Raw genomic sequence first — 25,382 nt, 5'->3', positions numbered from 1 at the left:
ATTGCTCGTGCAAAAGCGCGAAAAGCTCAACAAGACGCGAATAAAAATAATACCGAGGAGAACGAGTAATGTCGTTTTTTATTGCCAGTTCACCGCATGCGCATAGTCGTCGCAGCACGCCTGACTTAATGAAATGGGTAGCCTTATGTGCTATCCCTGGCTTGGCAGCGCAAACGTACTACTTTGGTTGGGGCACATTAATCCAGCTGATTTTTGCTATCGCCGTTGCAGTATCACTTGAAGCACTCGTGATGATCTGTCGTAAACGCTCGCCAATGAGAGCGTTACGAGACAACAGTGCAATTGTCACCGCATGGCTACTCGCCGTTGCCATTCCACCTTGGTCTCCGTGGTGGATCATAGTTATTGGTTTAATTTTTGCGATTGTGATTGCCAAACACCTTTATGGTGGCATTGGACAGAATCTCTTCAACCCAGCAATGGTCGCTTACGTTGTACTTTTGATTTCCTTCCCGGTTCAAATGACCAGTTGGAGTGCACCAACACTGTTGATTCCAGACCATGTGAATTTCGCAGATACCCTCTCTTTGATTTTTACTGGTTTTGATTATGACGGTCTTTCATTGCAACAAGTTCGCGCTGGTGTTGATGGTGTAACAATGGCAACTCCACTGGATGCCTTTAAAACAGGTATTCACACGGGAGCAACCCCTAGTGAAGTGCTTTCACAGCCGATCTTTGGTGGCTTGGCTGGCATCGGCTGGCAGTGGGTGAACATAGCCTACCTGATTGGCGGCTTAGTGATGATCAAAAAACGCATCATTCAGTGGTACATTCCAGCAGGCTTCCTCGCGAGTTTGACTCTGTTTAGCCTTATTTTCACCGTTATCACGCCGGGAGAGACGGCTTCGCCAATCTTCCATCTGCTGTCAGGCGCAACCATGCTAGGTGCGTTCTTTATTGCGACAGATCCAGTATCGGCATCTACCACAGTAAAAGGCCGCCTTATTTTTGGTGCGCTAATCGGTGCTCTTGTCTTTATTATTCGTAGTTGGGGCGGCTTCCCTGATGGCGTCGCATTTGCGGTTCTTTTAGCCAACATGTGCGTTCCGCTTATCGACTACTACACCAAACCTAGAACTTACGGCCACTGAGGTAAACATGTTAACCGCAATTAGAAAAAATGGTCTGACACTGGCAATCTTTGCTTGCGCCACAACAGGTTTGGTCGCGTTGACTCAGTACTTAACCGAAGATCAAATCAAGCTTCAGGAACAAAAGCAGCTACTTTCAGTGCTTAACCAAGTAATTCCTGAAACGATGCACGACAACGCATTAACTCAATCATGCACTTTGGTGACATCTCCAGAGCTTGGCACGATGCACGCGATGCCTACCTACATTGCCACCAAAAATGGCGAGCCAACAGCCATCGCCATTGAGTCGATTGCACCAGATGGCTATAACGGTGAAATCAAAGTCATCACAGGTATCGATAATCAAGGTAAGATTTTAGGTACGCGCGTACTTAGCCATCAAGAAACACCGGGGCTAGGCGATAAAATAGATCTTCGCGTTACCAGTTGGATTCTTGGCTTCACGGGTAAGCAAGTCACCGAAGATAATTGGAATTCTTGGAAAGTTCGTAAAGATGGTGGAGACTTTGATCAGTTTACTGGCGCTACCATTACGCCTCGAGCTGTCGTCAAAGCAGTCAGAAACACCGTAAACTACGTAAATCAATCTCGTGATGAGATTCTCAGCCAGCCACTAAACTGCGCAGGAGACAATCAATGAGCGAAAACAAACAATTGATGAAGAACGGTATGTGGAGCAACAACCCAGCATTGGTTCAGCTGCTCGGTTTATGTCCTCTACTCGCCGTTTCATCGACGATCACCAACGCGCTGGGGCTTGGTATTGCCACATTACTGGTACTAGTGGGGTCTAACGTAACGGTTTCACTGATCCGTAACTATGTTCCTAAAGAGATCCGAATTCCGGTTTTCGTTATGATCATTGCGTCACTCGTAACCTGCGTCCAGCTACTAATGAATGCTTACGCTTACGGATTGTACCTATCACTGGGTATCTTTATCCCGTTGATCGTAACCAACTGTATCATCATCGGTCGCGCCGAAGCTTACGCTTCAAAAAATGATGTGCTTCCTGCCGCATTGGACGGCTTATGGATGGGACTGGGCATGACCAGTGTGCTAGTTGTGTTGGGCTCAATGCGCGAGCTTATCGGCAACGGCACATTGTTTGACGGCGCAGACTTGCTATTGGGTGACTGGGCTGCAGCGCTGCGCATTCAAGTATTCCAATTTGATAGCAGCTTCTTATTAGCACTATTACCACCAGGTGCTTTCATCGGTGTAGGACTTTTGATTGCGTTGAAAAATGTTATCGACAGCTCAATTCAGGCTCGTCAGCCGAAAGAAGAAAAACCGGCCATTGAGCGTGCTCGCGTAACTAACGCATAATATAAGAATTCTAAAATCAAGGCTCTACCACTCGTAGGGCCTTTTTCATAAACCGCAAAGACGGGTTTGGAAGTCAGCAATGAACAAAGAAAAAAGAATAGAAATTCTTGAACGATTAAGAGAAAACAACCCCAATCCTGAAACGGAACTGAACTGGAGCTCTCCATTTGAGTTACTCATCGCTGTGCTACTTTCAGCGCAAGCGACCGATGTTAGTGTAAACAAAGCCACTGACAAACTCTTCCCCGTTGCGAATACGCCACAAAGTATTCTCGATTTGGGTGTCGATGGTTTGAAGGAATACATCAAAACTATTGGCCTGTTTAACTCAAAAGCAGAAAACACCATCAAAACCTGTAAGATCTTATTAGAAAAACATAATGGCGAAGTGCCTGAAGATCGCGACGCTCTTGAAGCTCTTCCAGGAGTCGGACGTAAGACCGCCAATGTCGTGCTCAACACCGCATTTGGTTGGCCAACCATTGCCGTCGATACGCACATTTATCGCGTTTCGAATCGAACTAAGTTTGCGATGGGAAAAACGGTAGATGATGTCGAACAAAAACTATTAAAAGTGGTACCAAAAGAGTTCAAACTCGATGTACACCACTGGTTAATTCTTCATGGTCGCTACACTTGTTTAGCGAGAAAGCCTCGCTGTGGAAGCTGCATTATTGAAGATTTGTGCGAATATAAAGAGAAAGTATACCCAGATAGTTAACACTATCTGAAAACAGAAGCTAGGAGCTAAAAATGTCAAACGGTCGAATTCTACACACTATGCTTCGCGTAGGTGATCTAGACAAATCAATCAAATTTTATACTGAAGTCATGGGCATGCAGTTGCTTCGTACCAACGAAAACAAAGAGTACGAATACACACTTGCCTTTGTTGGTTACGGTGATGAATCCCAAGGTGCCGTGATTGAACTGACTTACAACTGGGGTAAGACAGAATATGACCTAGGCACAGCATTTGGTCATATTGCAATTGGCGTAGACGACATCTACGCAACATGTGATGCAATCAAAGCCGCAGGCGGTAACGTTACTCGCGAAGCGGGCCCAGTGAAAGGTGGTACAACACACATCGCCTTTGTAAAAGATCCTGATGGTTACATGATTGAGCTTATCCAGAACAAACAAGCTTCTGCGGGTCTAGAAGGCTAGTTCATCTGATTCACTTGCATTGCAAGTCGAACCTCAATTACAGGCAGGTCTGCGATCTGCCTGTCCTTTTGTAAACAAACCACTTTACTTGATAATAATTATCGTTTAGATTCATCCCAAATTCGATACGTGGGACAACGATAATGATCAGTGAATGGGAAAAACACACACTCCTAGCCGATACTGCCCTGCAACTAGATGATCCTGTACGCAGCATTCTTCACTATCAACAAGCTTTAAGCTTAAGTGAAGACATTAGTGAATGCGTGGAAATTGAAGCAGACGAACGCCTTTTGATTTCTGTAATCTCTTGTCACAACCTCGCGCAATTTTGGCGCTGGGCTGGTGATACCGAATACGAACTCAAATATCTTCAGCTGGCATCTGAAAAAGTGCTCACACTTATTCCCCAATGCCCAAACCAGAATTGCGCGAGCTTTATTGACTCCATCGGCTGTTGCACAAAAGCACTTATCGATTTTATGAAGCGTCATCCAAACCCAGCAATTGCGAAACAAGTAGAGAAGATCGATACCGCAACCAATTGCGAAGTGATCGCTAAGTTTCGTTTAAATTAATGAGCAAAGGTCGAAAATAAGCTGACGCTCATCACTTGGAAATGACTCAACGAAAGTTATTCGACAGTAAGTAGATACTCACTAACATATACAAAGTAAGACTTGAGCGTTTTCGATGCTCTTACTTAATTTACAAGCTAACAACGTCAATATACAAAAACGCCGGAGATTATTTCTCCGGCGTTTTTTATGTAAGCATGCTTTACTACGGCCTAAACTTGAGTTCGACCTAAAGAGATGACCACACGACGGTTCTTGTCTTTACCAATCGGCGTGCCATTATCAGCAATAGGTCGGCGCTTGCCATAACCTTGCACTTGAATACGATCCTCTGGCAAACCCAGTGATTCAAAGTAAGTACGTAGAGACTCTGCTCGTCGCTCCGATAGGCTCTGGCTTTCGCTCTTACCATCGGTTGAATCAGTGTATGTCGCCACCAGCACGAGGTCGATATCTTGATTGTGACGCACATAATCAGCAATCTGAGCAAGACGCTTTTTAGACGCTTTCGTCAGTTGGTCGCCCTGACGTTCGTAATGCAAAATCGTAAACGCAATATCTTCGAAACTGTACTTCAACAAATTGGCGATACAGTCACTAAACGCATTGTACTTACTTTGGAATAATACGGATGACAACGCGACTTCAATTCGTTGATCGCGACTTTGCCAATCTTGATAGCTGAATGTTGGGTAACGGCCTTTCTCTAATTCAGATAAAATACCCCAAGCAGTTTGACCACCGACATACCCATCAAACTGTTTGAAAAACTTCAGATTCGTGATGCGGTCGGCGTGCTCACCCGGTCGCCAAGGCGGTGGCATTGAGATCAAGCTGACATTGCGTGTTTCACCCATAGGGCGACGCATCTTAAGTTCAAAATCCAAATTGATTTTTTTACTCGCACGCGACGAAAACACCGCATCACCAAAGCTTGGAATTGGATGCACAAGCTGACATTCCAAAGGGGTATTTACCACCATTTCCCATTGTGATTGCTGCGGAGTAGCGACATAACGCTTGCCCACCACCGCGTAACTGTTTGCGCTAAGCAGTGAAAGCATGACACCACTGGTTATCAGCCATTTATTCATCTAGTACAATCTCTCAAACGGCAGTCTTTTGCCGTTAATTGGAATCATTAAAACTACAACGATTGTCATGCAAAAATCCCGCCAATGCTCTAACTTTCTTGGTGAGAGTATCAAAATGAACGATTCTAGCTCTGATTTCTCCCATAAATGCCGCTAAATCGTATCTATTCCCGAGTTAAATATGCACCTGCGTGATACAAAAATCGGTACTTGTGTTCTTTATCTCAAGCGCCGCGCGAGCTTATTGATTAGGTGGAAAATAGAATTCCGTTTTTCTCCGAAATTGCGGTTTTTCTCATCGATATAATCTGCAATAATGCAGCCTTCGTCACACAAAAATAAGCCAACATGACAATAGAAAATGAAGCCCTAACCCTGAAAAAGCGTTTTCGTGGTTATTTCCCAGTGGTTGTTGACGTTGAGACCGCTGGTTTCAATGCTCAAACCGATGCACTTTTAGAAATCTGCGCCGTCACCCTTCGTATGGATGAAGAAGGCGTTCTGCATCCAGCCTCCACTATTCATTTTCATATTGAACCTTTTGAAGGCGCGAATTTAGAGAAAGAAGCGCTTGAGTTTAATGGTATTCGTGACCCTTTCAGCCCGTTACGCGGTGCAGTTTCTGAACAAGAAGCATTAAAAGAAATTTATAAGCTGATTCGTAAAGAACAAAAAGCATCTGATTGCTCACGTGCAATAATGGTTGCACATAACGCCGCTTTCGACTTAAGTTTTGTTAATGCAGCAAACGAACGCTGCAAGTTAAAAAGAGTCCCTTTTCATCCCTTTGCTACTTTTGACACCGCCACATTAAGCGGCCTTGCTTATGGTCAAACTGTTCTCGCTAAAGCATGCAAAACGGCAGGGATGGAATTCGACAATCGTGAAGCGCACTCTGCCCTTTACGATACACAAAAAACTGCAGAGTTATTCTGTGGCATCGTGAACAAATGGAAGGCCCTCGGCGGTTGGCCGCTTGTTGACGAAGAATAATAAGTAAACACAACATATTGGGAATAGTATGAATCCTGTCGTTATCTCAGTTTGCGTCATGCTCGTGTTAGCATTGATGCGTGTAAACGTGGTGGTCGCCCTCACGTTTAGTGCCATTGTTGGTGGCCTTGTTGCGGGAATGAGCTTAGGCGATACCGTAGCGGCCTTCGAAAGTGGCTTAGGTGGCGGTGCAACGATTGCACTTAGCTACGCTATGCTTGGCACATTCGCCGTTGCCATTTCTAAATCTGGTATCACTGACCTGCTCGCAAAAAGCGTGATTAAACGCCTAAACGGCAAAGAAAGTGCAGCATCGACTACTGGCCTGAAATACGCTGTATTAGTGGCGTTAGTGCTCGTAACCATGTCTTCTCAGAACGTAATTCCTGTTCATATCGCCTTTATTCCAATTTTGATTCCACCTCTTTTGGGCGTATTTGCGAAGCTTAAACTGGATCGTCGCTTAATTGCGTGTGTGCTGACTTTTGGTCTGATTACACCTTACATGGTGCTTCCTGTTGGTTTTGGCGGGATCTTCTTAAACAACATCTTGCTGAAGAACCTGCATGACAACGGTTTAGAGAACGTTGTCGCAAGCCAAGTACCAACCGCAATGTTGCTTCCTGGCGCGGGTATGATTTTTGGTTTGCTACTGGCCATTTTTGTTAGCTACCGAAAACCTCGTGAGTACAAAGAAACAGAACTGACTGTAGTCCACGAAACCGACCACAGCATTAACAAACAGCACATCCTAGTGGCTGCACTTGGTATTATTGCCGCGCTTGGTGTTCAGCTTTACACCGGCTCAATGATCATCGGTGCTCTTGCTGGTTTTATGGTGTTCACGTTTGGTGGCGTTATCGCGTGGAAGGAAACCCACGACGTATTCACCAAAGGCGTTCACATGATGGCGATGATCGGCTTTATCATGATCGCAGCCGCGGGTTTTGCAGCGGTAATGAAACAAACCGGTGGCGTAGAAACCCTAGTTCAGTCACTATCTACAAGTATTGGTGACAACAAACCGCTTGCAGCGCTACTTATGCTGGTTGTTGGTCTATTGGTAACCATGGGTATTGGTTCTTCATTCTCGACGATTCCAATACTTGCAACCATCTACGTTCCGCTTTCTTTGGCGTTTGGTTTCTCACCAATGGCAACGATCGCATTAGTAGGTACAGCTGCAGCGCTAGGTGATGCTGGCTCTCCTGCATCCGACTCAACATTGGGCCCAACTTCTGGCCTAAATGCTGACGGCCAGCACGAACACATTTGGGAAACGGTTGTTCCAACCTTCATCCACTACAATATCCCACTGATCATCTTCGGTTGGATCGCTGCAATGGTGCTTTAGTATCAAGTTTTCGAACAGAAACGACTGATACCTTTGGTAACAAAAAAACCGCTCGATATGAGCGGTTTTTTTAATTCAATCGAAACGAAGCCACTATTGCGCAGGCATGTTTTCGATAATGCGCTCACGAATCAACTTAAGCGTTGGCTCGGTCGAAAGGTAATCCACTTCAATTGGGAAATACGCATCGTTGATTTGCAGCACCAAACTAGGGTAAGAGTTAACACCCAAACTTTTCGCTAAACTCAGTTGGTCTTGGAATACACCTTCCAATAACGTGCCATCCATATCATTTTTAAACTGCTGCACATTCAAGCCAATCTCTTTCGCTAATTGAAGATGCGTTGCTTCTTCATGAGGCGGCATTGCACGTAGATAATAGGCGTGCTGAATCGCTTCGAGCATTTGCTCATACGAATCTTGGAATCCCGCGGCGATAACAGCGCGGCATGATTGATACGTACTTCTCACTGGTGTGCACAGTTTCCAGAAATCGTAGTTAAACTTGGTGCCTAGCTGAGTTTCGATTTGCTTCCAAATCCCTTCAAGCTTTTGTTGCATTTCTGGCGGCATTGGCAAATTAGTATCTGGTGCAAGCCCACCCACCACATACTCAAACTGAATCACACCTGGCAGTTGTTGTTTTAGTTTTTCGATGGTTGGTTTGTATCCCCAGCACCAACTGCACATAGGGTCATGTACGTAGTAAAGCTTTATGTTCATTCCACTAACCTAAAAAAGAAAAAGGAGCCAATGCGGCTCCTTCGTATTCTATCGCCAAATGTGAGTATTTACGAATTACTCAGCTTGACCTTCAGCGCGTGCTGCAGCTTCTTTGATTAGAGGCTGAAGTTCACCCTTCTGGAACATTTCCAGAATGATGTCACAACCACCAATTAGCTCACCTTCAACCCATAGTTGTGGGAACGTTGGCCATTGTGCGTATTTTGGTAGCTCAGCGCGGATGTCTGGGTTTTGTAGAATGTCTACGTAAGCGAACTTCTCGCCACATGCCATTAGCGCTTGTGATGCTTGAGAAGAGAAACCACAGCTTGGCAGTTTCGGTGAGCCTTTCATGTACAGCAGGATTGAGTTTTCAGAGATCTGCTGTTTGATTTTGTCGATAGTTTCCATCGCTTCCTCATTCATGGATGTGAACTTGTTTATTTGCCACATTCTACTCAATAACGACAGAATAAAAACCATATAATTGATACGGTTTATACTGAGATGATTTAAAAGCAAAAAGTTTGACCGCTTACTACCACTTCGTTGGTAAGTGGAGGAGCATGAACAACTCTTAGCATCTCAAAATATTTTCATATCGGGGTTTTAATAAAGTAAAAACTTGCTAAAATACCTAGCAAGTCAGCCGTAAAGGCTACATAGCTATAAAAAAACACTGGAAGCAATCGAAAGGTTAACCTTTCATATCAATGGAGAATCGAGTAATGGCATTTGAACTACCAGCTCTTCCTTACGCGAAAGACGCACTAGAACCACACATCTCAGCAGAGACTCTAGACTACCACCACGGTAAGCACCACAACACTTACGTTGTTAAGCTTAACGGTCTTATCCCTGGTACTGAGTTCGAAGGCAAAACTCTAGAAGAGATCATCAAGACTTCTACTGGTGGCGTATTCAACAACGCAGCGCAAATCTGGAACCACACGTTCTACTGGCACTGTCTTGCTCCAAACGCGGGCGGCGAACCAACTGGCGCAGTTGCAGATGCAATCAACGCAGCATTCGGCTCTTTCGAAGAATTCAAAGCGAAGTTCACTGACGCAGCAATCAACAACTTCGGTTCTTCATGGACTTGGCTAGTTAAGAAAGCTGACGGTTCTCTAGAAATCGTTAACACTTCTAACGCAGCAACGCCACTAACAGAAGAAGGTACTACTCCACTTCTAACTGTTGACCTATGGGAACACGCGTACTACATCGATTACCGCAACGTACGTCCTGATTACATGAACGGCTTCTGGGCTCTTGTAAACTGGGACTTCGTAGCTGAGAACCTAGCGAAGTAATTGACTTCCCCCTAGTTCAATTTAGTCTTATTTTAAAAGCTCGCTGAATCAGCGAGCTTTTTCTTTTCTCGCTTAAAAATACCCATTTAATCTCTTCTTTTTCCTAAAGTTCTTCTTTGATGCGCCGTTATAAAAGCATCTCAAGAGGAACATCATGCAAATTCATACGTTAGACAAAGCAGCAATTATCAACGAAATTCAGTTCGGCAACGGTATCAACCATGCTGTTCACGAAGGTCGTCGTGCCGATTTTTCGCTGATTTTGTCTATGTTCTCAAACGATGTTCGAGATGTCGTACCGGTTGAAGAAATTAAAGAAACGGCCACAAGCGACGAGATTCTTCGTCAACAGTTTGGGCTCTCTCAGCCTCAAGCTTTGCGCTCCGATAGCAGCAGCTACGAGCTCGCCGCATTACAAGCGAAACAATTCCATAATGCGGGTCTGCCATCTGCAAAGTTAAGCCACTACCTAAAACCAGACGCCCTAACCTATTTGCCAGAAGATACGTTCGATCTTCCTGAAGACGTTTATCATAATTTGTCAGGCCACGAGCGCCGCACTTTAGGTGAGCGCAACAAGAGCCTTATTCCTGACGCGGGCCTCTACAATCAGCTAGTGACGGCTCAACGTCAGTATCAGATCCAAGCTCAAGCATAGAGATCAGCTTTTCATCCAACAGCTTGCAGTATCAACACGTCAGAAATGTGACGCCTTACAAATTACCGCACAATAGTCCTTACTCGAAAGCGTTAGTTTGAAGCCTTTCACACTGAGCTCAACGAATTTCAACCATGCTGATAGCACAAACCACTGGTGTATTGTTTTTCACACATGGATACAGTGAAGGTGTTATGGATATTAAAGAGTCAATCATTCTCGTCACATCTGCGGGTTCGGTCATCGGAAGAACGTGCTCCAGCCATTTCGCTCACCTCGGAGCGACGTTGATCCTGTGTGACCAAAATTCAAGCGCCCTAAAGGCGAGTTATGATCAGATCCGCGCATTTACCGACAAAGTCTATGCAATGAATGTGTGTAGTGATAACCCCACATCTATAAACCTATTGTTTGATCAGATCGAATCGCAGCTAAGAGCAACGCCAGATGTTATCGTTAATTGTTGGACGAGCTCACCGATGCCAAGCCTAATGGCGCCAGAACCAATGAGTATCTATATCGACCACCTATCTTCCGCGGCACGTTTTCTCTATACCTACGGGCAAGTCGGCGCCGAACGATTTAGAGCGCGTAATAAAAAAGGCGTGATCGTGAATGTCATTTCGCATGATAACCACGAAGATCTGACTGGTGTTGAAAGCATGGCGGCTTTGGTGTCTGGCTTTACGCACAGCTGGGCAAAAGAGCTCACCCCTTTCAATATCCGCGTCGGCGGCGTGATTCCCTCTGTCAGTCATACACGAGAGGATCTTGACGAAAGGCACTGGGCAGAGATCCAAGACGAACTGGTCCGTAACACAGCGTACATCGTCTCAAATGAATACTTCAGTGGCCGAGTAGTTGCGACCGAAGTGTAAACATACACCATTGTTCTGTGCTTCCCGGCTCCGATGTAAGCAACCTCCAGCTCCTAAACAAAAAAAGCCCCAGTCATTTGACTGGGGCTTTAACCTTTTCCCGATTAAGGTTTCGTGCTAGCGAAAACCTTACTCAAAGCGACTCTTAATTACGCGTCAGCTTTTTCTTTTTTAGCTTTAGGAGCAGATTTCGCTGCTTCTTGGTCTGCTTTCTTCTTGATTACTGTAGTACCTTCGAAAGTTTCACCTTCAACGAAAGCTTTACCGTAGTAAGAAGCTAGTAGAACGTCTTTTAGCTCGCTAATTAGAGGGTAGCGTGGGTTCGCACCAGTACATTGGTCATCGAACGCTTCAATCGCTAGCTCGTCTAGTTTCGCTACGAAGTCAGCTTCAGCAACACCTGCCGCTTGGATAGACATTGGGATGTCTAGGTTAACTTTTAGTTCATCCAACCATGCTAGTAGACGTTCAATCTTCTGAGCAGTGCGGTCACCAGCTTGGCTTAGGCCTAGGTGGTCTGCAACTTCAGCGTAACGACGACGTGCTTGTGGACGGTCGTATTGAGAGAACGCAGTTTGTTTAGTTGGGTTGTCGTTCGCGTTGTAACGTACCACGTTAGAGATTAGTAGTGCGTTAGCTAGGCCGTGTGGCAAGTGGAACTCTGCACCTAGTTTGTGCGCCATTGAGTGACAAACACCTAGGAATGCGTTCGCAAATGCTACACCAGCGATAGTTGCTGCGTTGTGAACTTTCTCACGAGCGATTGGGTCATTTGCACCATTCGCGTAGCTTGATGGTAGGTATTCTTTTAGCATCTTAAGTGCTTGAAGAGCCTGACCGTCAGAGTATTCGTTCGCAAGAACAGATACATAAGCTTCTAGAGCGTGAGTTACTGCATCGTAACCACCGAACGCTGTTAGAGACTTAGGCATGTTCATTACTAGGTTCGCATCAACGATAGCCATGTTTGGCGTGATTTCGTAGTCAGCTAGTGGGTACTTAGCACCAGTCTTGTCGTCAGTAACAACTGCGAATGGAGTAACTTCTGAACCAGTACCTGAAGTTGTAGTGATACATACAAGCTCAGCTTTTTTACCCATTTTAGGGAACTTGTAGATACGTTTACGGATGTCCATAAAGCGCATTGCTAGTTCTTCAAAGTGAGTTTCTGGGTGCTCGTACATTACCCACATGATTTTCGCTGCATCCATTGGTGAACCACCACCTAGTGCTAGGATAACGTCAGGTTGGTAGCTAGCCATTTGAGCCGCACCTTTTTCTACTACAGATAGTGTTGGGTCAGCTTCAACATCGAAGAATGTTTGAACTTCCATGCCTTGAGCTTTCAGTAGGCTTACTACGTCATCTGCGTAACCGTTGTTGAATAGGAAACGGTCAGTTACTAGGAATGCGCGTTTCTTACCTTCTAGGTCGCCAAGTGCGATTGGAAGGCTACCACGACGGAAGTAGATTGACTTAGGTAGTTTATGCCACAACATGTTTTCAGCTCGCTTCGCTACAGTTTTCTTGTTGATTAGGTGCTTAGGACCTACGTTCTCAGAGATAGAGTTACCACCCCATGAACCACAACCTAGAGTTAGAGAAGGTGCAACGTTGAAGTTGTACAAGTCACCGATACCACCGTGTGTAGTCGGGATGTTGATTAGGATACGAGCGGTCTTCATCTTGTCACCGAAGTAACGGATGCGGTCTGCATTCACGTCTTGGTTAGTGTATAGACCAGATGTGTGACCAATACCGCCGATCTCTACCATTGTTACTGCTTGAGCAACTGCATCTTCGAAGTTGTCAGCACGGAACATACCTAGAGTTGGAGACAGTTTCTCGTGAGCAAATGCGTCATCGTAAGATACTTTGCCTAGGCCTTCACCGATAAGCACTTTAGTATCTGCAGGAACTTTAACCCCCGCCATTTCAGCGATAGCTGTAGCTGGTTGACCAACGATTTTCGCGTTTAGCGCGCCGTCGATTAGAAGCACTTTACGTACTTTGTCAGCATCTGTTTTAGATAGAACGTGAGCTTTATGAGAAGCAAAACGCTCTTTTACTTCGTCGTAAACTTCGTCAACTACGATTACAGCCTGCTCAGAAGCACATACTACGCCGTTATCGAAAGTTTTAGACATTAGTACAGAAGCAACTGCACGTTTGATGTCTGCTGTTTCATCGATAACTACAGGAACGTTACCTGCACCTACACCGATTGCTGGCTTACCAGAAGAGTAAGCTGCTTTAACCATGCCTGGACCACCAGTTGCAAGGATAAGCGCGATGTCATCGTGTTTCATTAGAGCGTTTGACAGCTCAACTGAAGGTTGGTCGATCCAACCGATGATGTCTTTTGGTGCACCTGCTGCTACTGCTGCATCTAGAACAAGTTTCGCTGCATCGTTAGTAGAGTTTTTCGCACGTGGGTGTGGTGAGAAGATGATACCGTTACGAGTCTTCAGAGAGATTAGAGATTTGAAGATCGCTGTAGATGTAGGGTTAGTTGTTGGTACGATACCGCAGATGATACCTACAGGTTCAGCGATAGTCATAGTACCTAGGTTGTCATCCTCTTCTAGGATGCCACACGTTTGTTCGTCTTTGTATTTGTTGTAGATAAACTCAGAAGCGAAGTGGTTCTTGATTACTTTATCTTCAACAATACCCATACCAGATTCTTCTACCGCTTGTTGCGCTAGAGGGATACGAGCTTGGTTAGCTGCAAGAGACGCTGCACGGAAGATTTTGTCTACTTGCTCTTGAGAGTAAGTAGCGAACTCTTCTTGCGCTTTCTTAACGCGAGCAATCATTGCATCTAGTTCAGCCATATTAGTTACAGGCATAGGGATTCTCCTAAAATTAACAAATATTAAAAACTTTTTATTAAGGCAATTGTCTTTCGTTTTTACTGTTTATCAGTCACTTAGAGAACAAATATCTTAGTAAATTGCTTTCAGGACTGAGTATAATATTTCAGAGTGTGAAAAAAATTGACTTGGATCAGTTCTCACACTCGAAATACCACCAAAGTAGTGGTTAACCACAACAATTTAATGTAACTATTTGATAAACAAACAAATTAAACCAACTTATTTATTGCATAAAAAACAAGCAAACAGACAAAAAAATAAAAGAAACAACAACAACCTGTAAAAAAGTTTCATTTTTAGCCAACAAAATTACATGTAGGCCTAATTTTTTGTGCTACTGAGAGTATATCGAATCAAATACATCTCTCTACAAACCACCTTTGTTTTTATCAAAAATGTGCGAATGTTAACGTTTGTGTAAAACAGCACAATTTCACAGCAACATCCTATGTAACATTTCACCTTCAGATTAGATACATTTTATTAAAAAATTAGTTTTTCTCACAAATAGTGGGGTCAATACGTTAGTTTTTTTCATTTCTTCCTAATGCACTTTTGCCTTACATTTAGCGCCGAAAACCAATCTGGAATCTGGTAAGTAGATGTTCCAATAATTGCGCAGAAATTCGATAAAAACAAAGGTGCATATCGCAGTTATCCATCCCTTTCTAACTGTAGTCACCTCCCACGAATTTACTTAGCAACAAAACCCGATAGATTGGTGTAAATTTACCCTTTCCGTTTTTCACTAATGTGAACATTTACGAGTACGCAATATGCAGACTTTAGAGCTAGCCATTTTCCTGCAGTTTTTCTTGGGGTTGGTTGCCGCCGTTAACCCTGTAGGCATCATGCCTGTTTTCGTGTCTTTAAGCGGACATATGACACCAGAAGAAAAGATCAAAACCGCGACAACAGCCAATGTGGCAGTGGCCGTCATCCTGATCATTTCCCTGCTTGCAGGTCAGTTACTGTTGGATATGTTCAGTATTTCACTGGATTCATTCCGAGTGGCAGGTGGCTTGTTGCTGTTAAGCATCGCCTTTTCGATGATGAGCGGTAAGCTCGGTGAGGATAAGCAGAACAAACAAGAAAAATCTGAATACGTTAGCCGCGAACAGATCGGCGTTGTACCACTAGCGATGCCACTAATGGCTGGTCCTGGTGCAATCAGCTCAACAATCGTTTATGGCGCGCGTTACCCAAGTATGTTCGATACCGTGGGCATCGTTATCACGATTGGTCTGTTTTGCCTTTGTTCTTGGTTGCTATTTCGTTCGGCACCTTTGATCGTTCGTTTCTTGGGTCAAACAGGCATCAACGTGATCACACGTATCATGGGTTTGATTCTTGGTGCGCTAGGCATCGAGTTTATTGCAAACGGCTTACGTAACTTGTTCCCTGGATTAGCCTGATTTTATTAATGACGTTATGATAGAGCGATTCAACAATGGATCGCTTTGTCATGACGACTCACTCTCTAAAAAATACACTTTACGTCACTATATTTGGCACCCACACCAAAGCAGGCCGTGCTTTTGATATCGCGCTTATTATTGCCATCATCAGCTCATTAGCCGTTCTTGTTCTAGATTCCATTCCCTCGGTACGTGCTGAGTGGGCAAAAGAACTGAAGTACCTTGAATACACCTTCACCGGCCTGTTTACCATTGAGTACTTGCTACGTCTGTATTGCTCGCCAAAACCGGTGGCGTACGCAAAAAGTTTCTACGGTATTGTCGACCTGTTGGCGATTATCCCAACTTACTTAGTATTGTTCTTCCCATCCGCCTCTTTCATGGGCGTGATCAGAGCACTACGTGTGATGCGTATTTTTCGTATCTTGAAGTTGGTGAGGTACCTGCAAGAGTCCAACATTTTGTTGCGCTCATTACTAATGGCTCGCAGAAAGATCTTCATCTTCTTCACAACCGTCGCCATTTTGGTCACGATTTTCGGTTCATTGATTTTTATTGTTGAAGGGCCAGAAAACGGGTTTACCAGTATTCCGAAAAGTATTTATTGGGCTATTGTGACCATAACCACCGTGGGATATGGAGATTTGGTTCCGCAAACTAACTTAGGTAAAGCGCTGGCATCTATAACCATGCTCTTGGGTTACTCGATTCTCGCGGTTCCGACAGGGATATTTACAGCTGAGCTACATCAAGAGATGCAATCCCACAAAGTACTGGTGAAGTGCCCTAATTGCTCTCAAGCTGGACATGACTCGGACGCTATCTACTGTAAACATTGTGGAAGCGAGTTGGCCGACCCGGACAAAAGAGTGGTTCGAGGTGAAGGTTAAAATAGAAGGTTAAAATAGAAGGTTAAAAAAAGAGCTCCTACTATATAGGAGCTCTTTTTACGAAGTTTTGTCGATTACGCTTTTTCAGAAAGGATAATACGAAGCGTACGACGCAGAGGCTCAGCAGCACCCCAAAGTAATTGGTCACCAACAGTGAACGCGTTTAGGAAGTCATCGCCCATTGCCATCTTGCGCAGACGACCAACAGGAACTGACATAGTGCCGGTGACCTTCGCTGGCGTTAGCTCTTGAGCCGTGATGTCACGATCGTTTGGAATCACCTTCACCCAGTCATTGTGAGTTGCAATGATTTCTTCGATTTCATCCATCGGCACATTTTGCTTAAGCTTAATAGTCAATGCTTGAGAGTGACAACGCATCGCACCGATACGCACACATGTACCATCGATAGGAACTGGAGCGCCTTGAGAACCAAGGATCTTGTTCGCTTCAACACCCGCTTTCCACTCTTCTTTGCTTTGACCATTATCGCGCTTCACATCGATCCACGGGATCAACGAGCCAGCTAGTGGTACGCCGAACTTGTCGGTAGGGAATGACGCGCTGCGCATTGTGTCTGCAACTTTCTTGTCAATATCAAGGATTGAGCTTGCTGGATTTGCCAGTTCTGAACTTACTGCATCGTTGATAACGCCCATTTGAGAGATCAACTCACGCATGTTTTGCGCGCCAGCGCCAGAAGCCGCTTGGTAAGTCATCGCACTGGTCCATTCCACCAACCCTTTTTCAAACAGGCCACCAAGACCCATCAGCATCAGGCTAACGGTACAGTTACCACCTACAAAGGTGTTCGTGCCGCCATGAATGCCATGTTGAATTTGTTTTAGGTTCACAGGGTCTAGCGTGATGATCGAATCTTCCGCCATACGCAGTGTTGAAGCTGCATCAATCCAGTAACCTTTCCAGCCTGCTTGACGAAGTGCTGGGTACACTTTTTCAGTGTAGCTGCCACCTTGACACGTAATGATCGCATCAAGCTGTTTTAAACTTTCGATATCAAAGGCATCTTGAAGCATACCTGCATCTTTTCCTAGATTAGGCGCAGGGATACCTACTTGAGAAGTGCTGTAGAAAACTGGTTCAATCAAGTCAAAGTCTTTTTCTTCGACCATACGCTGCATTAGAACCGAACCGACCATGCCGCGCCAACCAACTAAACCTACTCTCATCGCATAACTCTCCATGTAATAAATTAAACCTACCCCATAGTTCATTTTTCGCAGAAAAATCTCAAGCCCTAATTTGTAAATGAGGTCAATTTTTACCCTTTTACCGAGAAAATTAACGTTAGCCGTAATTTCGAACTATTTGTGCTGCCTTTACTCCTCGATTAACAAGTAGGGAAATCCCCTACTCCGAGCGTATTGGTCTTACCACTCAGTGAGAAAACAACAACTGAAGCACAATAAATTCACATCACACAACATTTAAATACATAGATTTTAAAATTAATTGGCAGTTAATTTTACAAGCAAACGTTTTAGCCGACGAACATCAAGATAAAACACCAAATATTCGAAATATAATTTTTGTTAATGTATGTTATGCGCCATTACAACAAGGAGCGCCTTCCTCTATTGCTCCAAGATTGACAGAGGCACATATGAAGCAAGTTACAACACGCCTTCCTAGCTTGATACAGGTATTTATCTCGCTAGGTTTATTTCTACTTCTGGCATTTTCCTTTACTGCCAAGCTAGACCTACCAATTCAGCTCGCGCTGTACATCGGCTGGTTTATCATCATGCTATTGGGTCTTAAACTTGGTCATCAGTACAAAGACTTAGAAAAAGCCGCGCTAAACGGTATTTCTAATGGTCTGGGTGCAGTATTGATTCTCCTTGCCGTTGGTGCACTTGTCGGCACTTGGATTTCAGGCGGAATCGTACCAACCATCATCTACTACGGTCTTAAAGCCATCCACCCTTCTATCTTTTTGCTAGCAACAATGATCATCTGTTCATTGACTGCGTTGGCAACCGGCACATCTTGGGGTGCAGCAGGTACCGCAGGTATCGCAATGATGGGGATTGGCCAAGGTCTTGGCGTTCCTGCCCCAATTACAGCGGGTGCAGTACTTTCAGGTTGTTACTTCGGTGACAAGATGTCGCCTCTATCAGATTCTGTGATTCTTGCTTCATCAATGTCTAACGTTGAAGTGATGGAGCACATCAAAGGCATGCTGCCTATCGCGCTGATCAGCTACGTGATCACTGGCATTATGTTTACTGCTTTTGGTTTCCACTACGCAGGTCAAGTAGACATGAGCCAAGTGGACTCAGTGATTAAAGCGATGGAACAGCAGTTCTACATCACGCCTTACTCATTTGTTCCGGTGATCATCGTATTGTCACTTCTAGCAATGCGTATGCCTTCATTCCCAGTGATCAGTTTTGGTTCTCTGCTAGGTATTATTTGGGCAGTAATGATTCAAGATGTGGACTTCCTGACTGCGTTCAACACTGCTTGGGCTCCGTTTGCAATCTCATCTGGCGTAGATTTCATCGACTCGATTCTTAACCGTGGCGGCATGTCTTCAATGCTTGGTTCGGTAGCGGTTATCGTGTTCGGCCTTGGTTTTGGTGGCCTGCTAGACAAAGTGGGCGTGCTTGAAACTATCGCGAAACTGTTTGAAAAACGCGTTCAAAGCGCAGGTTCACTGGCAACAAGCACAATCGGTACGGCCTTTATGGGTAACGTATTTGGTTCGGCGATGTACGTTTCACTTATCCTGACACCAAAAATCTGTGCGAAGAATTACGACCGTCTAGGCTACAAACGTAAGAACTTATCTCGTAACGCAGAATTTGGTGGCACGCTAACATCAGGTATGGTTCCTTGGAGTGACAACGGTATCTACATGGCAAGTATTTTGGGTGTTGCTACGCTGTCTTACGCCCCATTCATGTGGCTAAGCTTTGTATGTATTATTGTGACTATCTTCACGTCTTACATGGGTTGGTTTGTTGATAAATGCGAACCAACAGCAGAAGCAGTTGAACAAGCTGAAGGCGAATTAAAGCAGCAAACGGCTTAACTTCGCAGAGTTAGGAAGAACCTCCCTTCCGAATGAAAGACAAAGAAAAGAGCGCATTCGCGCTCTTTTTTGTATCTAAACTACACGTTAGCTTTGTTTTACTTTTGTTTTCACCGCCGCTCGCTTGCCAAGCACATAACCTAAACCAAGCGGAGCGAAGAATATCGCAGCAATGAACAGAATAAAGTAGACAATTGTGCTCTTCACTAATTCTATCAACTTGGTCATGGCGAGATTCACAACCTCTTGAGACACTCTATCCATATCCTGAGCAAACTTCTCACGTTCATGAGTGATGATCAGAGCGATCTCTTGGCGCTCTCTTGCCACCATTTCTTCTAATGCTTGTCGCTCTTCACCTAACTGAGACAAACGCGCTTCGGTTTTTTGATCAATGTCGTCCACTAAAGGCTGCAGTTCAACCGCCATTTGTTCAGCCAAATAACGCATATACTCAGGGTTGTTATCGATGAAATCTCTCATTGAGTCAGCAGTCACTTGCAGACTGTTCAAAGCGGCATTCACCTTCTCAATGCTTGCCGAACTGTTCAACGCTAATAACTGCGCCTTCCAAGTCATGATCTTTGGCGTTTGTTCAGAGACCAAACTCAATCTATCGGATACATCTCCCAATGCTTCCGGCATCGTACCCAACGTTGTTACCGCGTCTTCCTCACTGATTTGATTGGCTTCTAACCAAGCACGGTAAGCTGGCGTTCTAATCATGCTTAAATCAGCGAACGGATACTGTTTAACAAAGTCTGCAACAAAAAGCTTCGTTTTATCGTAAACCTCTTTTTTCAACAGTGATTGAGCGAGCTGGTCCACCTCGTTGGCTAAGTGTGCCGAAACTTGTTTGGCTTCATCCGTAGCAAAAATGTCACGGCCAGCGCCCGTTGCATAAAACTGGTTCATTTGATGGGTGAACACCCACGTATCAATCAATGCAGCCATTGGTGATACTTGATATGCTGCAGCTTGCAAGCCTTCTTCTGCATTGATCTTCCACAGCAGGACGTAAGACTGGTTCACTTTATCATTGGGATCATACTGCTCTTGAAGCACATCGGCGGCTTGCTCAACTTGAGCAAAAAATTGAAGTGCATATTCGCGCGTTAAAATGCGCATATTAAGCTCTTGCTTGGTGAGAGGAACGGTCTGGCTGTCAATTTTCACTTCTAACAGGGAGCACCCTGAAAGAGTGGTAACCAACCACAAAACCATTAGTGACGATATTCGACGAATGGACATGAAGCTACCTTTATCAAATTGTATAGAACAGGAATTAAGCGGAACCCAAGTGTAGGTTCGAACGCGCCTTTAATACCTCAACCGCCAACATTTTAAGTCAGAGGAATATCAATCTGTTAGCACTTCTCGTATCTTTTCACTGTTAAGAACTTTCTCTGCGAAAAGTGTTGTTTGTTGTAATACATCCCTTAATTGACAGAGCTTATTATCCGGCACTTCTTTGCCCTGTTTTATCAATAATTCTATCTCACCTGAGATGTAATGCAGAGGCATTGCACCTAAACTTCCTGACACCCCTTTCAGGCTGTGCGCCGCGCGCTGTGCGTTGTCTATATCTTCGTTTAGAAGTTTATGTAATTTAGAACCATCTTCAGCATGATCTTGAATAAAGACCTCGAGCAACATTCGGACAGCGCCTTCATCGCCAGAAAGCGAATCCAGCATTCTGTTTATATCGATAAACGGTTCTTGCGGAGCCTGCAATTCTTGTCGCGAATCAGGGGTTAGCTCTTGCGTTTTATTCGCTTGAGCATCACTTGCCAACTCACGCGCTTTGTTCTCGTGTTCTAAAGAATTGGATGCGTTTTCAGTTTGAGAAACGGCAGGCTCTGATGAACTTGAATTCGCCACCGCATTTTTAGAGAAGACAGCCCATGAAACCACCGCCAACAGACAACCGCTCACGACAATGAGCCAAAAGATAAAAGAAACCAGTTTTTGTTCGAGCGTAGCCTTCATCGACACCAACTGATTAGGAAAATCTGGCTTTAATAACTGATTCGCCAAATAACTGCCCTGCGCATTCGCCGCAAGAACACTTGAGGTTTGTGCGAGTCGACGTTGAAATGCAGAACGCTCCCCTGTCGACAGTGAATCCGATTCGATGAACAGTAAATCCAGTTCGCGATAGGTATCCGTATTGGTGTTGGAATCGCTAAAAATCGATTCAAGAACCAAGGCTCCCAAGCGGTAATACATGTTTTCAATTTGCTGCGAGTTGTTTTCCGCACCTCGGCTGGTGTGCAGTTGCTCCGCCAACGATACCAACTCACCATCACTGCCAATAAAAGAGCGTGCACTTTCCAAAAATCGGTCAGTTGAATAAAGCAATTGCGTGACGTCTGGCCCATTCGCATCAGAGACCTCACTTTCTAATTGAAGACGAACCGCGTACACAAGCTGAAGTTTGAGTGAGACTTGATCGACATGCTTAACTCGATACGGCAACTCAAAATTAAAGAAGTTACGTACTTCCTCAACTTTACTGCCGAGTTCATTCAATGTGGAAAGCGTTTGCATCGTCTGCTTTGCTTGAAACCAAAGAGTTGCAGAAAATACACACCACAAAATGAATAAGAACCAAATAATCCGCTTAATCCCTGCTCTTAATTGATGCAACGCTCAGTCCTCATATAATCCATTGATTACAAGCATATACCATGTTCTGAGCTCTGGCTGTGCTTGCTTCACATAAAAAAAGAGAGCCTAGGGCTCTCTTCATAAGAATTAGTTACGACTTAACTGATCTTTCAAGTTTGGCGGTGTCCCTTTGATCGTCAGCGTATCTGTTTCTGGGTCGTAGAAAATACGCTCGCCCAATAACAAGCTGTCAAAGCTGATATTTAAACCACCGCCAGCACCCACATATTTAGTCAGCTTACGAACCGTTGAGCGATCACCAGGGAATGATTCTTCAAGCTCGTAACCTTGCTCTTTGGTGAAGTCCATAAAGCTCGTACCATCTTGGCTTGGCGGTAACTCACCAGAAAGTTCAGAAATTTGAACCTCTTCACCAGATTTGATCTGCTCGTTACAGTAGTTATAAACCTGCTTTTTGTACTCGTTAACTTCTTGCTTTTCCAACTTAGAATCCGCACAGAAGTCATCCACCGCTTGCATCAACACAAGGTTTTGCTGTTTCGTGTCTAAGCCAATATCGGCTTGCAGAAAGTCAAGGAAGAAGTCAGCGACTTTACGACCAACACGCCCTTTGATGTATTGTAGGTAACGGTTAGATTCTTTATCCGTCTCGTAACTCGAAAGGTCAATGCGCGCCGCGATGTCCATCTTCGTGATATCGAGGTAGTCCGTCGCGCTGATGTCCAAACCCTCAGTCACTTTCAGGCTTTGGTTCATCGGCAAGATACCAATGAAAAGATAATCTGTTGCTAAACTTTGGTACTCAGCAAAAACCAAAATGCCTTCATCCGCAAATGGGTACTTAATCAGTTCTTCTTTCAGGCGATTTGCACTAATTTGTGAGAAGTCGTAAAAATCTCGCTCTCCTTTGCGCATTTCTTGAAGCCAAAATTGAAATTCGCTGTCTGACTGGAAAGAGCCAAAACCTTTACCAGCTTTAGAATGGAATACTCGATGGAGCTCTGCGACGAGATTTTCAGTTGAAGCATCGTTTTCTAGTGATGCTGGACGAAGTTTAACAACCAGTTCGTCCTGATCGTTTTTGCACAGTTGATGCAGAATAACGTTTGAAAGATGAAGGCTCATAGTGATTTTATCTTGCTACAAGGTTTTAGTTGATGGGCATTGTAGGTTATCATAAGCCGCTTTTACTATCATTATTAGAGTCTTTATGCCGATTACATCTAAATATACTGACGAACAAGTAGAGAAAATTCTTGCTGAAGTCGCTTTGGTTCTTGAAAAACATGCCGCTTCTCCTGAATTGACGCTAATGATTGCCGGAAATATCGCAACGAATGTCTTAAATCAACGTGTTGCAGCTTCACAACGCAAACTGATTGCTGAAAAATTTGCTCAGGCGCTGATGTCTTCATTAGAAACACCAAAAACACATTAATAACGGATAAATAGAACACATACATGGTAGACAGCGGAAACTCATACGGCGAACGTGTATCTCGACTGGTTGGTTGGGGTCATTGGTTTGCATTCTTCAATATCGTAGCTTCGATGTTGATAGGCACACGCTACATTGTTCAGTCGCCTTGGCCCGAGACGTTGCTGGGTCAGTTCTATCTTGCGGTTTCGTGGGTTGGCCATTTTGGCTTCCTTGTTTTCGCTCTCTACTTATTGGTTCTGTTCCCGTTGACGTTTGTCCTGCCATCACGGAAGTTATTCCGTTTGGTGGCAGTGATCTTTGCCACTGTTGGACAAACAATCTTATTGATTGATACCCAGGCGTACCAATCCATAAACCTGCACCTAACCCCTGTGGTTTGGGAGCTGTTATTCAGCGATGATAAAAGTGCGTTAAGCTCGGATCTACAACACCTGTTTGTTGTGATGCCGCTGATATTCCTTGTTCAGCTCGCCTTATCAGAATGGGTTTGGCGTAAACAACGCAAACTTTCTCACAAACACGTTGGTCGTCCACTGGCTGCCGTGTTCTTTTTGAGCTTTATGACCAGCCATTTGGTCTACATTTGGGCTGATGCCTATTTCTATAATCCGATCACGAGCCAACGCTCAAACTTCCCGCTTTCTTACCCAATGACGGCGAAAAGCTTTATGGAAAAACATGGTCTGCTTGACCGTGAAGAGTACCTAAAACGCTTAGCGGAGAATGAAAATAACGTTGAGCTGGTGAACTACCCACTAGAAAAACTTGAATTCAATCGCCGTGTAAACAAGTTGAACGTGTTGATGATCAGCGTAAATAACCTGCGTGCAGACGCGCTGAATCAAGAAGAAATGCCAAACCTCTACGAGTTTGCACAACAAAACCAAAACTTCCGTAAACACTACAGCTCAAGCAATGACACCTATGGTGCATTTGGCTTGTTCTATGGTTTACCAACGAGCTACGCATCTAGCATCAAGGCACAAGGTGCCTCGCCTGTACTTCTTGATGTACTTAAAGATCAAGGCTACACCTTCGGTTTGTTTAGCGGCAGCGGTTTTGAAGATGACCTTTATTCAGAAATCGTCTTCCGAGGCGTAAACCTAGCTGAAAAACTGGATGGTACTCAAGCCCATACAGATAAACAATCTATCGCCGATTGGAACATGTGGCTAACGGAAAAAGCGAACCAGCCTTGGTTCAGCTACATCGAAGTTACTACGGTAGATAATTTTGAATCTATCCCGTCGAACTCGAAAGAAGATATGTCGGCAAGTGAACGCTTCAAAAATGCTTATGAGTTTGCCGTGAAATCGGCAGATGACAAAGTCGGCGGTATTATCAAAACACTTGAAGACACTCAATTATTGGCAAACACCGTTGTTATCGTTACTTCCAACCATGGCAGTGAGTTTAACGAAACCAATACCAATAGCTGGGGCGCAAACAGTAACTACAGTCGTTACCAATTGCAGGTACCAATGGTAATCCATTGGCCTGGTATGATGGCTGGTGAGTTTAATCACAGCACGAGCCATTTAGACCTTTCAGTTACGCTACTGCAAGATATGCTTGGTGTATCGTCCAACCCATACGATTACAGCAGTGGTCGTAACTTATTTGACGAAAGCCGTCGCCGGTGGATTCTTGCTGGTGATACTCGAGAACTTGCTCTCATCACAAATAACCAAACTACCGTGATCGATAAGTTCGGGAACTACAAGCTATACGATGAGAACTACAAACGCATGCGTGATGAAACGCCTAAACTGCCGGTTCTTATGCAAGGCTTAACCGAGTTACAGCGTTTTTACTCTAAAAGTGAATAGTTGAACACTCAAAGTTGATAGAAAAGCT

The 25,382-nt window shown here is 44.5% G+C and carries 24 protein-coding genes; 16 read left to right on the top strand and 8 right to left on the bottom strand.

Going from position 1 to position 25,382, the window contains the following annotated elements:
* The first annotated feature begins 68 nt into the window (after positions 1 to 68).
* The 6 genes from rsxD (at position 69) to BIW15_RS06975 (ending at position 4,195) form a co-directional block, all read left to right on the top strand.
* Positions 69 to 1,115 carry an electron transport complex subunit RsxD gene (gene rsxD, locus BIW15_RS07000; protein WP_023585259.1) on the top strand — a complete coding sequence of 349 codons (1,047 nt, stop codon included), beginning with the start codon at positions 69 to 71 and terminating at the stop codon, positions 1,113 to 1,115.
* A 7-nt stretch (positions 1,116 to 1,122) separates the two neighbouring features.
* A complete protein-coding gene (gene rsxG / locus BIW15_RS06995) occupies positions 1,123 to 1,758 on the top strand; it encodes an electron transport complex subunit RsxG (RefSeq protein ID WP_005494487.1) in 636 nt (211 codons plus the stop codon).
* A complete protein-coding gene (locus BIW15_RS06990) occupies positions 1,755 to 2,447 on the top strand; it encodes an electron transport complex subunit E (protein ID WP_005480817.1) in 693 nt (230 codons plus the stop codon). Before rsxG ends, BIW15_RS06990 begins: the two co-directional genes overlap by 4 nt.
* Positions 2,448 to 2,526: 79 nt before the next feature.
* Positions 2,527 to 3,168, top strand: coding sequence for an endonuclease III (gene nth, locus BIW15_RS06985; protein WP_005480814.1), 642 nt, complete (start codon positions 2,527 to 2,529; stop codon positions 3,166 to 3,168).
* A 32-nt stretch (positions 3,169 to 3,200) separates the two neighbouring features.
* Positions 3,201 to 3,617 carry a lactoylglutathione lyase gene (gene gloA, locus BIW15_RS06980; protein WP_005480812.1) on the top strand — a complete coding sequence of 139 codons (417 nt, stop codon included), beginning with the start codon at positions 3,201 to 3,203 and terminating at the stop codon, positions 3,615 to 3,617.
* Positions 3,618 to 3,760: 143 nt separating this feature from the next.
* The gene (locus BIW15_RS06975; RefSeq protein ID WP_005490627.1) at positions 3,761 to 4,195 is read left to right on the top strand and encodes a DUF2753 domain-containing protein; all 435 of its coding nucleotides are present in this window, start codon (positions 3,761 to 3,763) and stop codon (positions 4,193 to 4,195) included.
* 212 nt (positions 4,196 to 4,407) lie between these two features.
* On the opposite strand, the gene BIW15_RS06970 is transcribed toward BIW15_RS06975, so the two are convergent.
* Positions 4,408 to 5,289: an OmpA family protein gene (locus tag BIW15_RS06970; protein WP_077280726.1), complete on the bottom strand. Its 882-nt coding sequence runs from the start codon at positions 5,287 to 5,289 to the stop codon at positions 4,408 to 4,410.
* 348 nt (positions 5,290 to 5,637) lie between these two features.
* On the opposite strand from BIW15_RS06970, the gene rnt reads away from it, so the two are divergent.
* Positions 5,638 to 6,282, top strand: coding sequence for a ribonuclease T (gene rnt, locus BIW15_RS06965; RefSeq protein ID WP_021453389.1), 645 nt, complete (start codon positions 5,638 to 5,640; stop codon positions 6,280 to 6,282).
* A 28-nt stretch (positions 6,283 to 6,310) separates the two neighbouring features.
* The gene (locus BIW15_RS06960; protein WP_005490613.1) at positions 6,311 to 7,636 is read left to right on the top strand and encodes a Na+/H+ antiporter family protein; all 1,326 of its coding nucleotides are present in this window, start codon (positions 6,311 to 6,313) and stop codon (positions 7,634 to 7,636) included.
* 93 nt (positions 7,637 to 7,729) lie between these two features.
* Here BIW15_RS06960 and BIW15_RS06955 read toward each other — a convergent pair whose 3' ends face one another.
* Both BIW15_RS06955 and BIW15_RS06950 read right to left on the bottom strand, forming a co-directional pair.
* Positions 7,730 to 8,359, bottom strand: coding sequence for a DsbA family protein (locus BIW15_RS06955; protein ID WP_005494474.1), 630 nt, complete (start codon positions 8,357 to 8,359; stop codon positions 7,730 to 7,732).
* A gap of 75 nt (positions 8,360 to 8,434) precedes the next feature.
* On the bottom strand, positions 8,435 to 8,770 hold the full coding sequence (locus BIW15_RS06950; RefSeq protein ID WP_005494473.1) for a Grx4 family monothiol glutaredoxin: 336 nt from the start codon (positions 8,768 to 8,770) through the stop codon (positions 8,435 to 8,437).
* A 317-nt stretch (positions 8,771 to 9,087) separates the two neighbouring features.
* Here BIW15_RS06950 and sodB point away from each other — a divergent pair, with 317 nt between their 5' ends.
* From sodB to BIW15_RS06935, 3 genes are all read left to right on the top strand, one after another.
* A complete protein-coding gene (gene sodB, locus BIW15_RS06945) occupies positions 9,088 to 9,672 on the top strand; it encodes a superoxide dismutase [Fe] (RefSeq protein WP_005485383.1) in 585 nt (194 codons plus the stop codon).
* A 154-nt stretch (positions 9,673 to 9,826) separates the two neighbouring features.
* A complete protein-coding gene (locus BIW15_RS06940; RefSeq protein WP_005494471.1) occupies positions 9,827 to 10,330 on the top strand; it encodes a VC2046/SO_2500 family protein in 504 nt (167 codons plus the stop codon).
* A gap of 134 nt (positions 10,331 to 10,464) precedes the next feature.
* Positions 10,465 to 11,208: an SDR family oxidoreductase gene (locus BIW15_RS06935; RefSeq protein WP_005479565.1), complete on the top strand. Its 744-nt coding sequence runs from the start codon at positions 10,465 to 10,467 to the stop codon at positions 11,206 to 11,208.
* Between the two features lie 149 nt (positions 11,209 to 11,357).
* On the opposite strand, the gene adhE is transcribed toward BIW15_RS06935, so the two are convergent.
* Positions 11,358 to 14,060 (bottom strand): bifunctional acetaldehyde-CoA/alcohol dehydrogenase, encoded by a 2,703-nt coding sequence (adhE, locus tag BIW15_RS06930; RefSeq protein ID WP_077280725.1) that lies wholly within the window; start codon positions 14,058 to 14,060, stop codon positions 11,358 to 11,360.
* A gap of 803 nt (positions 14,061 to 14,863) precedes the next feature.
* Here adhE and BIW15_RS06925 point away from each other — a divergent pair.
* Positions 14,864 to 15,502: a YchE family NAAT transporter gene (locus BIW15_RS06925; RefSeq protein WP_005461786.1), complete on the top strand. Its 639-nt coding sequence runs from the start codon at positions 14,864 to 14,866 to the stop codon at positions 15,500 to 15,502.
* 35 nt (positions 15,503 to 15,537) lie between these two features.
* Positions 15,538 to 16,395, top strand: a complete 858-nt coding sequence (locus BIW15_RS06920) for an ion transporter (RefSeq protein ID WP_005461750.1) — start codon at positions 15,538 to 15,540, stop codon at positions 16,393 to 16,395.
* Positions 16,396 to 16,469: 74 nt separating this feature from the next.
* Here BIW15_RS06920 and asd read toward each other — a convergent pair whose 3' ends face one another.
* Positions 16,470 to 17,585, bottom strand: coding sequence for an aspartate-semialdehyde dehydrogenase (asd, locus tag BIW15_RS06915; protein ID WP_005479551.1), 1,116 nt, complete (start codon positions 17,583 to 17,585; stop codon positions 16,470 to 16,472).
* 434 nt (positions 17,586 to 18,019) lie between these two features.
* On the opposite strand from asd, the gene nhaC reads away from it, so the two are divergent.
* Positions 18,020 to 19,453, top strand: coding sequence for a Na+/H+ antiporter NhaC (nhaC, locus tag BIW15_RS06910; protein WP_005494466.1), 1,434 nt, complete (start codon positions 18,020 to 18,022; stop codon positions 19,451 to 19,453).
* Positions 19,454 to 19,540: 87 nt separating this feature from the next.
* On the opposite strand, the gene BIW15_RS06905 is transcribed toward nhaC, so the two are convergent.
* From BIW15_RS06905 to yejK, 3 genes are all read right to left on the bottom strand, one after another.
* The gene (locus tag BIW15_RS06905) at positions 19,541 to 20,704 is read right to left on the bottom strand and encodes a hypothetical protein (RefSeq protein ID WP_021449865.1); all 1,164 of its coding nucleotides are present in this window, start codon (positions 20,702 to 20,704) and stop codon (positions 19,541 to 19,543) included.
* A gap of 108 nt (positions 20,705 to 20,812) precedes the next feature.
* On the bottom strand, positions 20,813 to 22,003 hold the full coding sequence (locus BIW15_RS06900) for an Hpt domain-containing protein (protein ID WP_373270252.1): 1,191 nt from the start codon (positions 22,001 to 22,003) through the stop codon (positions 20,813 to 20,815).
* Positions 22,004 to 22,210: 207 nt separating this feature from the next.
* Positions 22,211 to 23,209: a nucleoid-associated protein YejK gene (gene yejK, locus BIW15_RS06895; RefSeq protein ID WP_005461746.1), complete on the bottom strand. Its 999-nt coding sequence runs from the start codon at positions 23,207 to 23,209 to the stop codon at positions 22,211 to 22,213.
* 85 nt (positions 23,210 to 23,294) lie between these two features.
* Between yejK and BIW15_RS06890 the strand changes: the two genes are divergently transcribed.
* A complete protein-coding gene (locus BIW15_RS06890; protein WP_005461743.1) occupies positions 23,295 to 23,522 on the top strand; it encodes a YejL family protein in 228 nt (75 codons plus the stop codon).
* Positions 23,523 to 23,545: 23 nt separating this feature from the next.
* Entirely contained in the window at positions 23,546 to 25,354 is a 1,809-nt protein-coding gene (locus BIW15_RS06885; protein ID WP_017447824.1) for a DUF3413 domain-containing protein, read from the top strand.
* The last annotated feature ends 28 nt before the right edge of the window (positions 25,355 to 25,382 follow it).

The sequence above is a fragment of the Vibrio sp. SALL6 genome (assembly GCF_002002385.1).
Lineage (GTDB): Bacteria > Pseudomonadota > Gammaproteobacteria > Enterobacterales > Vibrionaceae > Vibrio > Vibrio parahaemolyticus.
The sequence above is the reverse complement of the archived record's forward strand: the minus strand, read 5'-3'. Positions and strand labels throughout refer to the sequence as shown.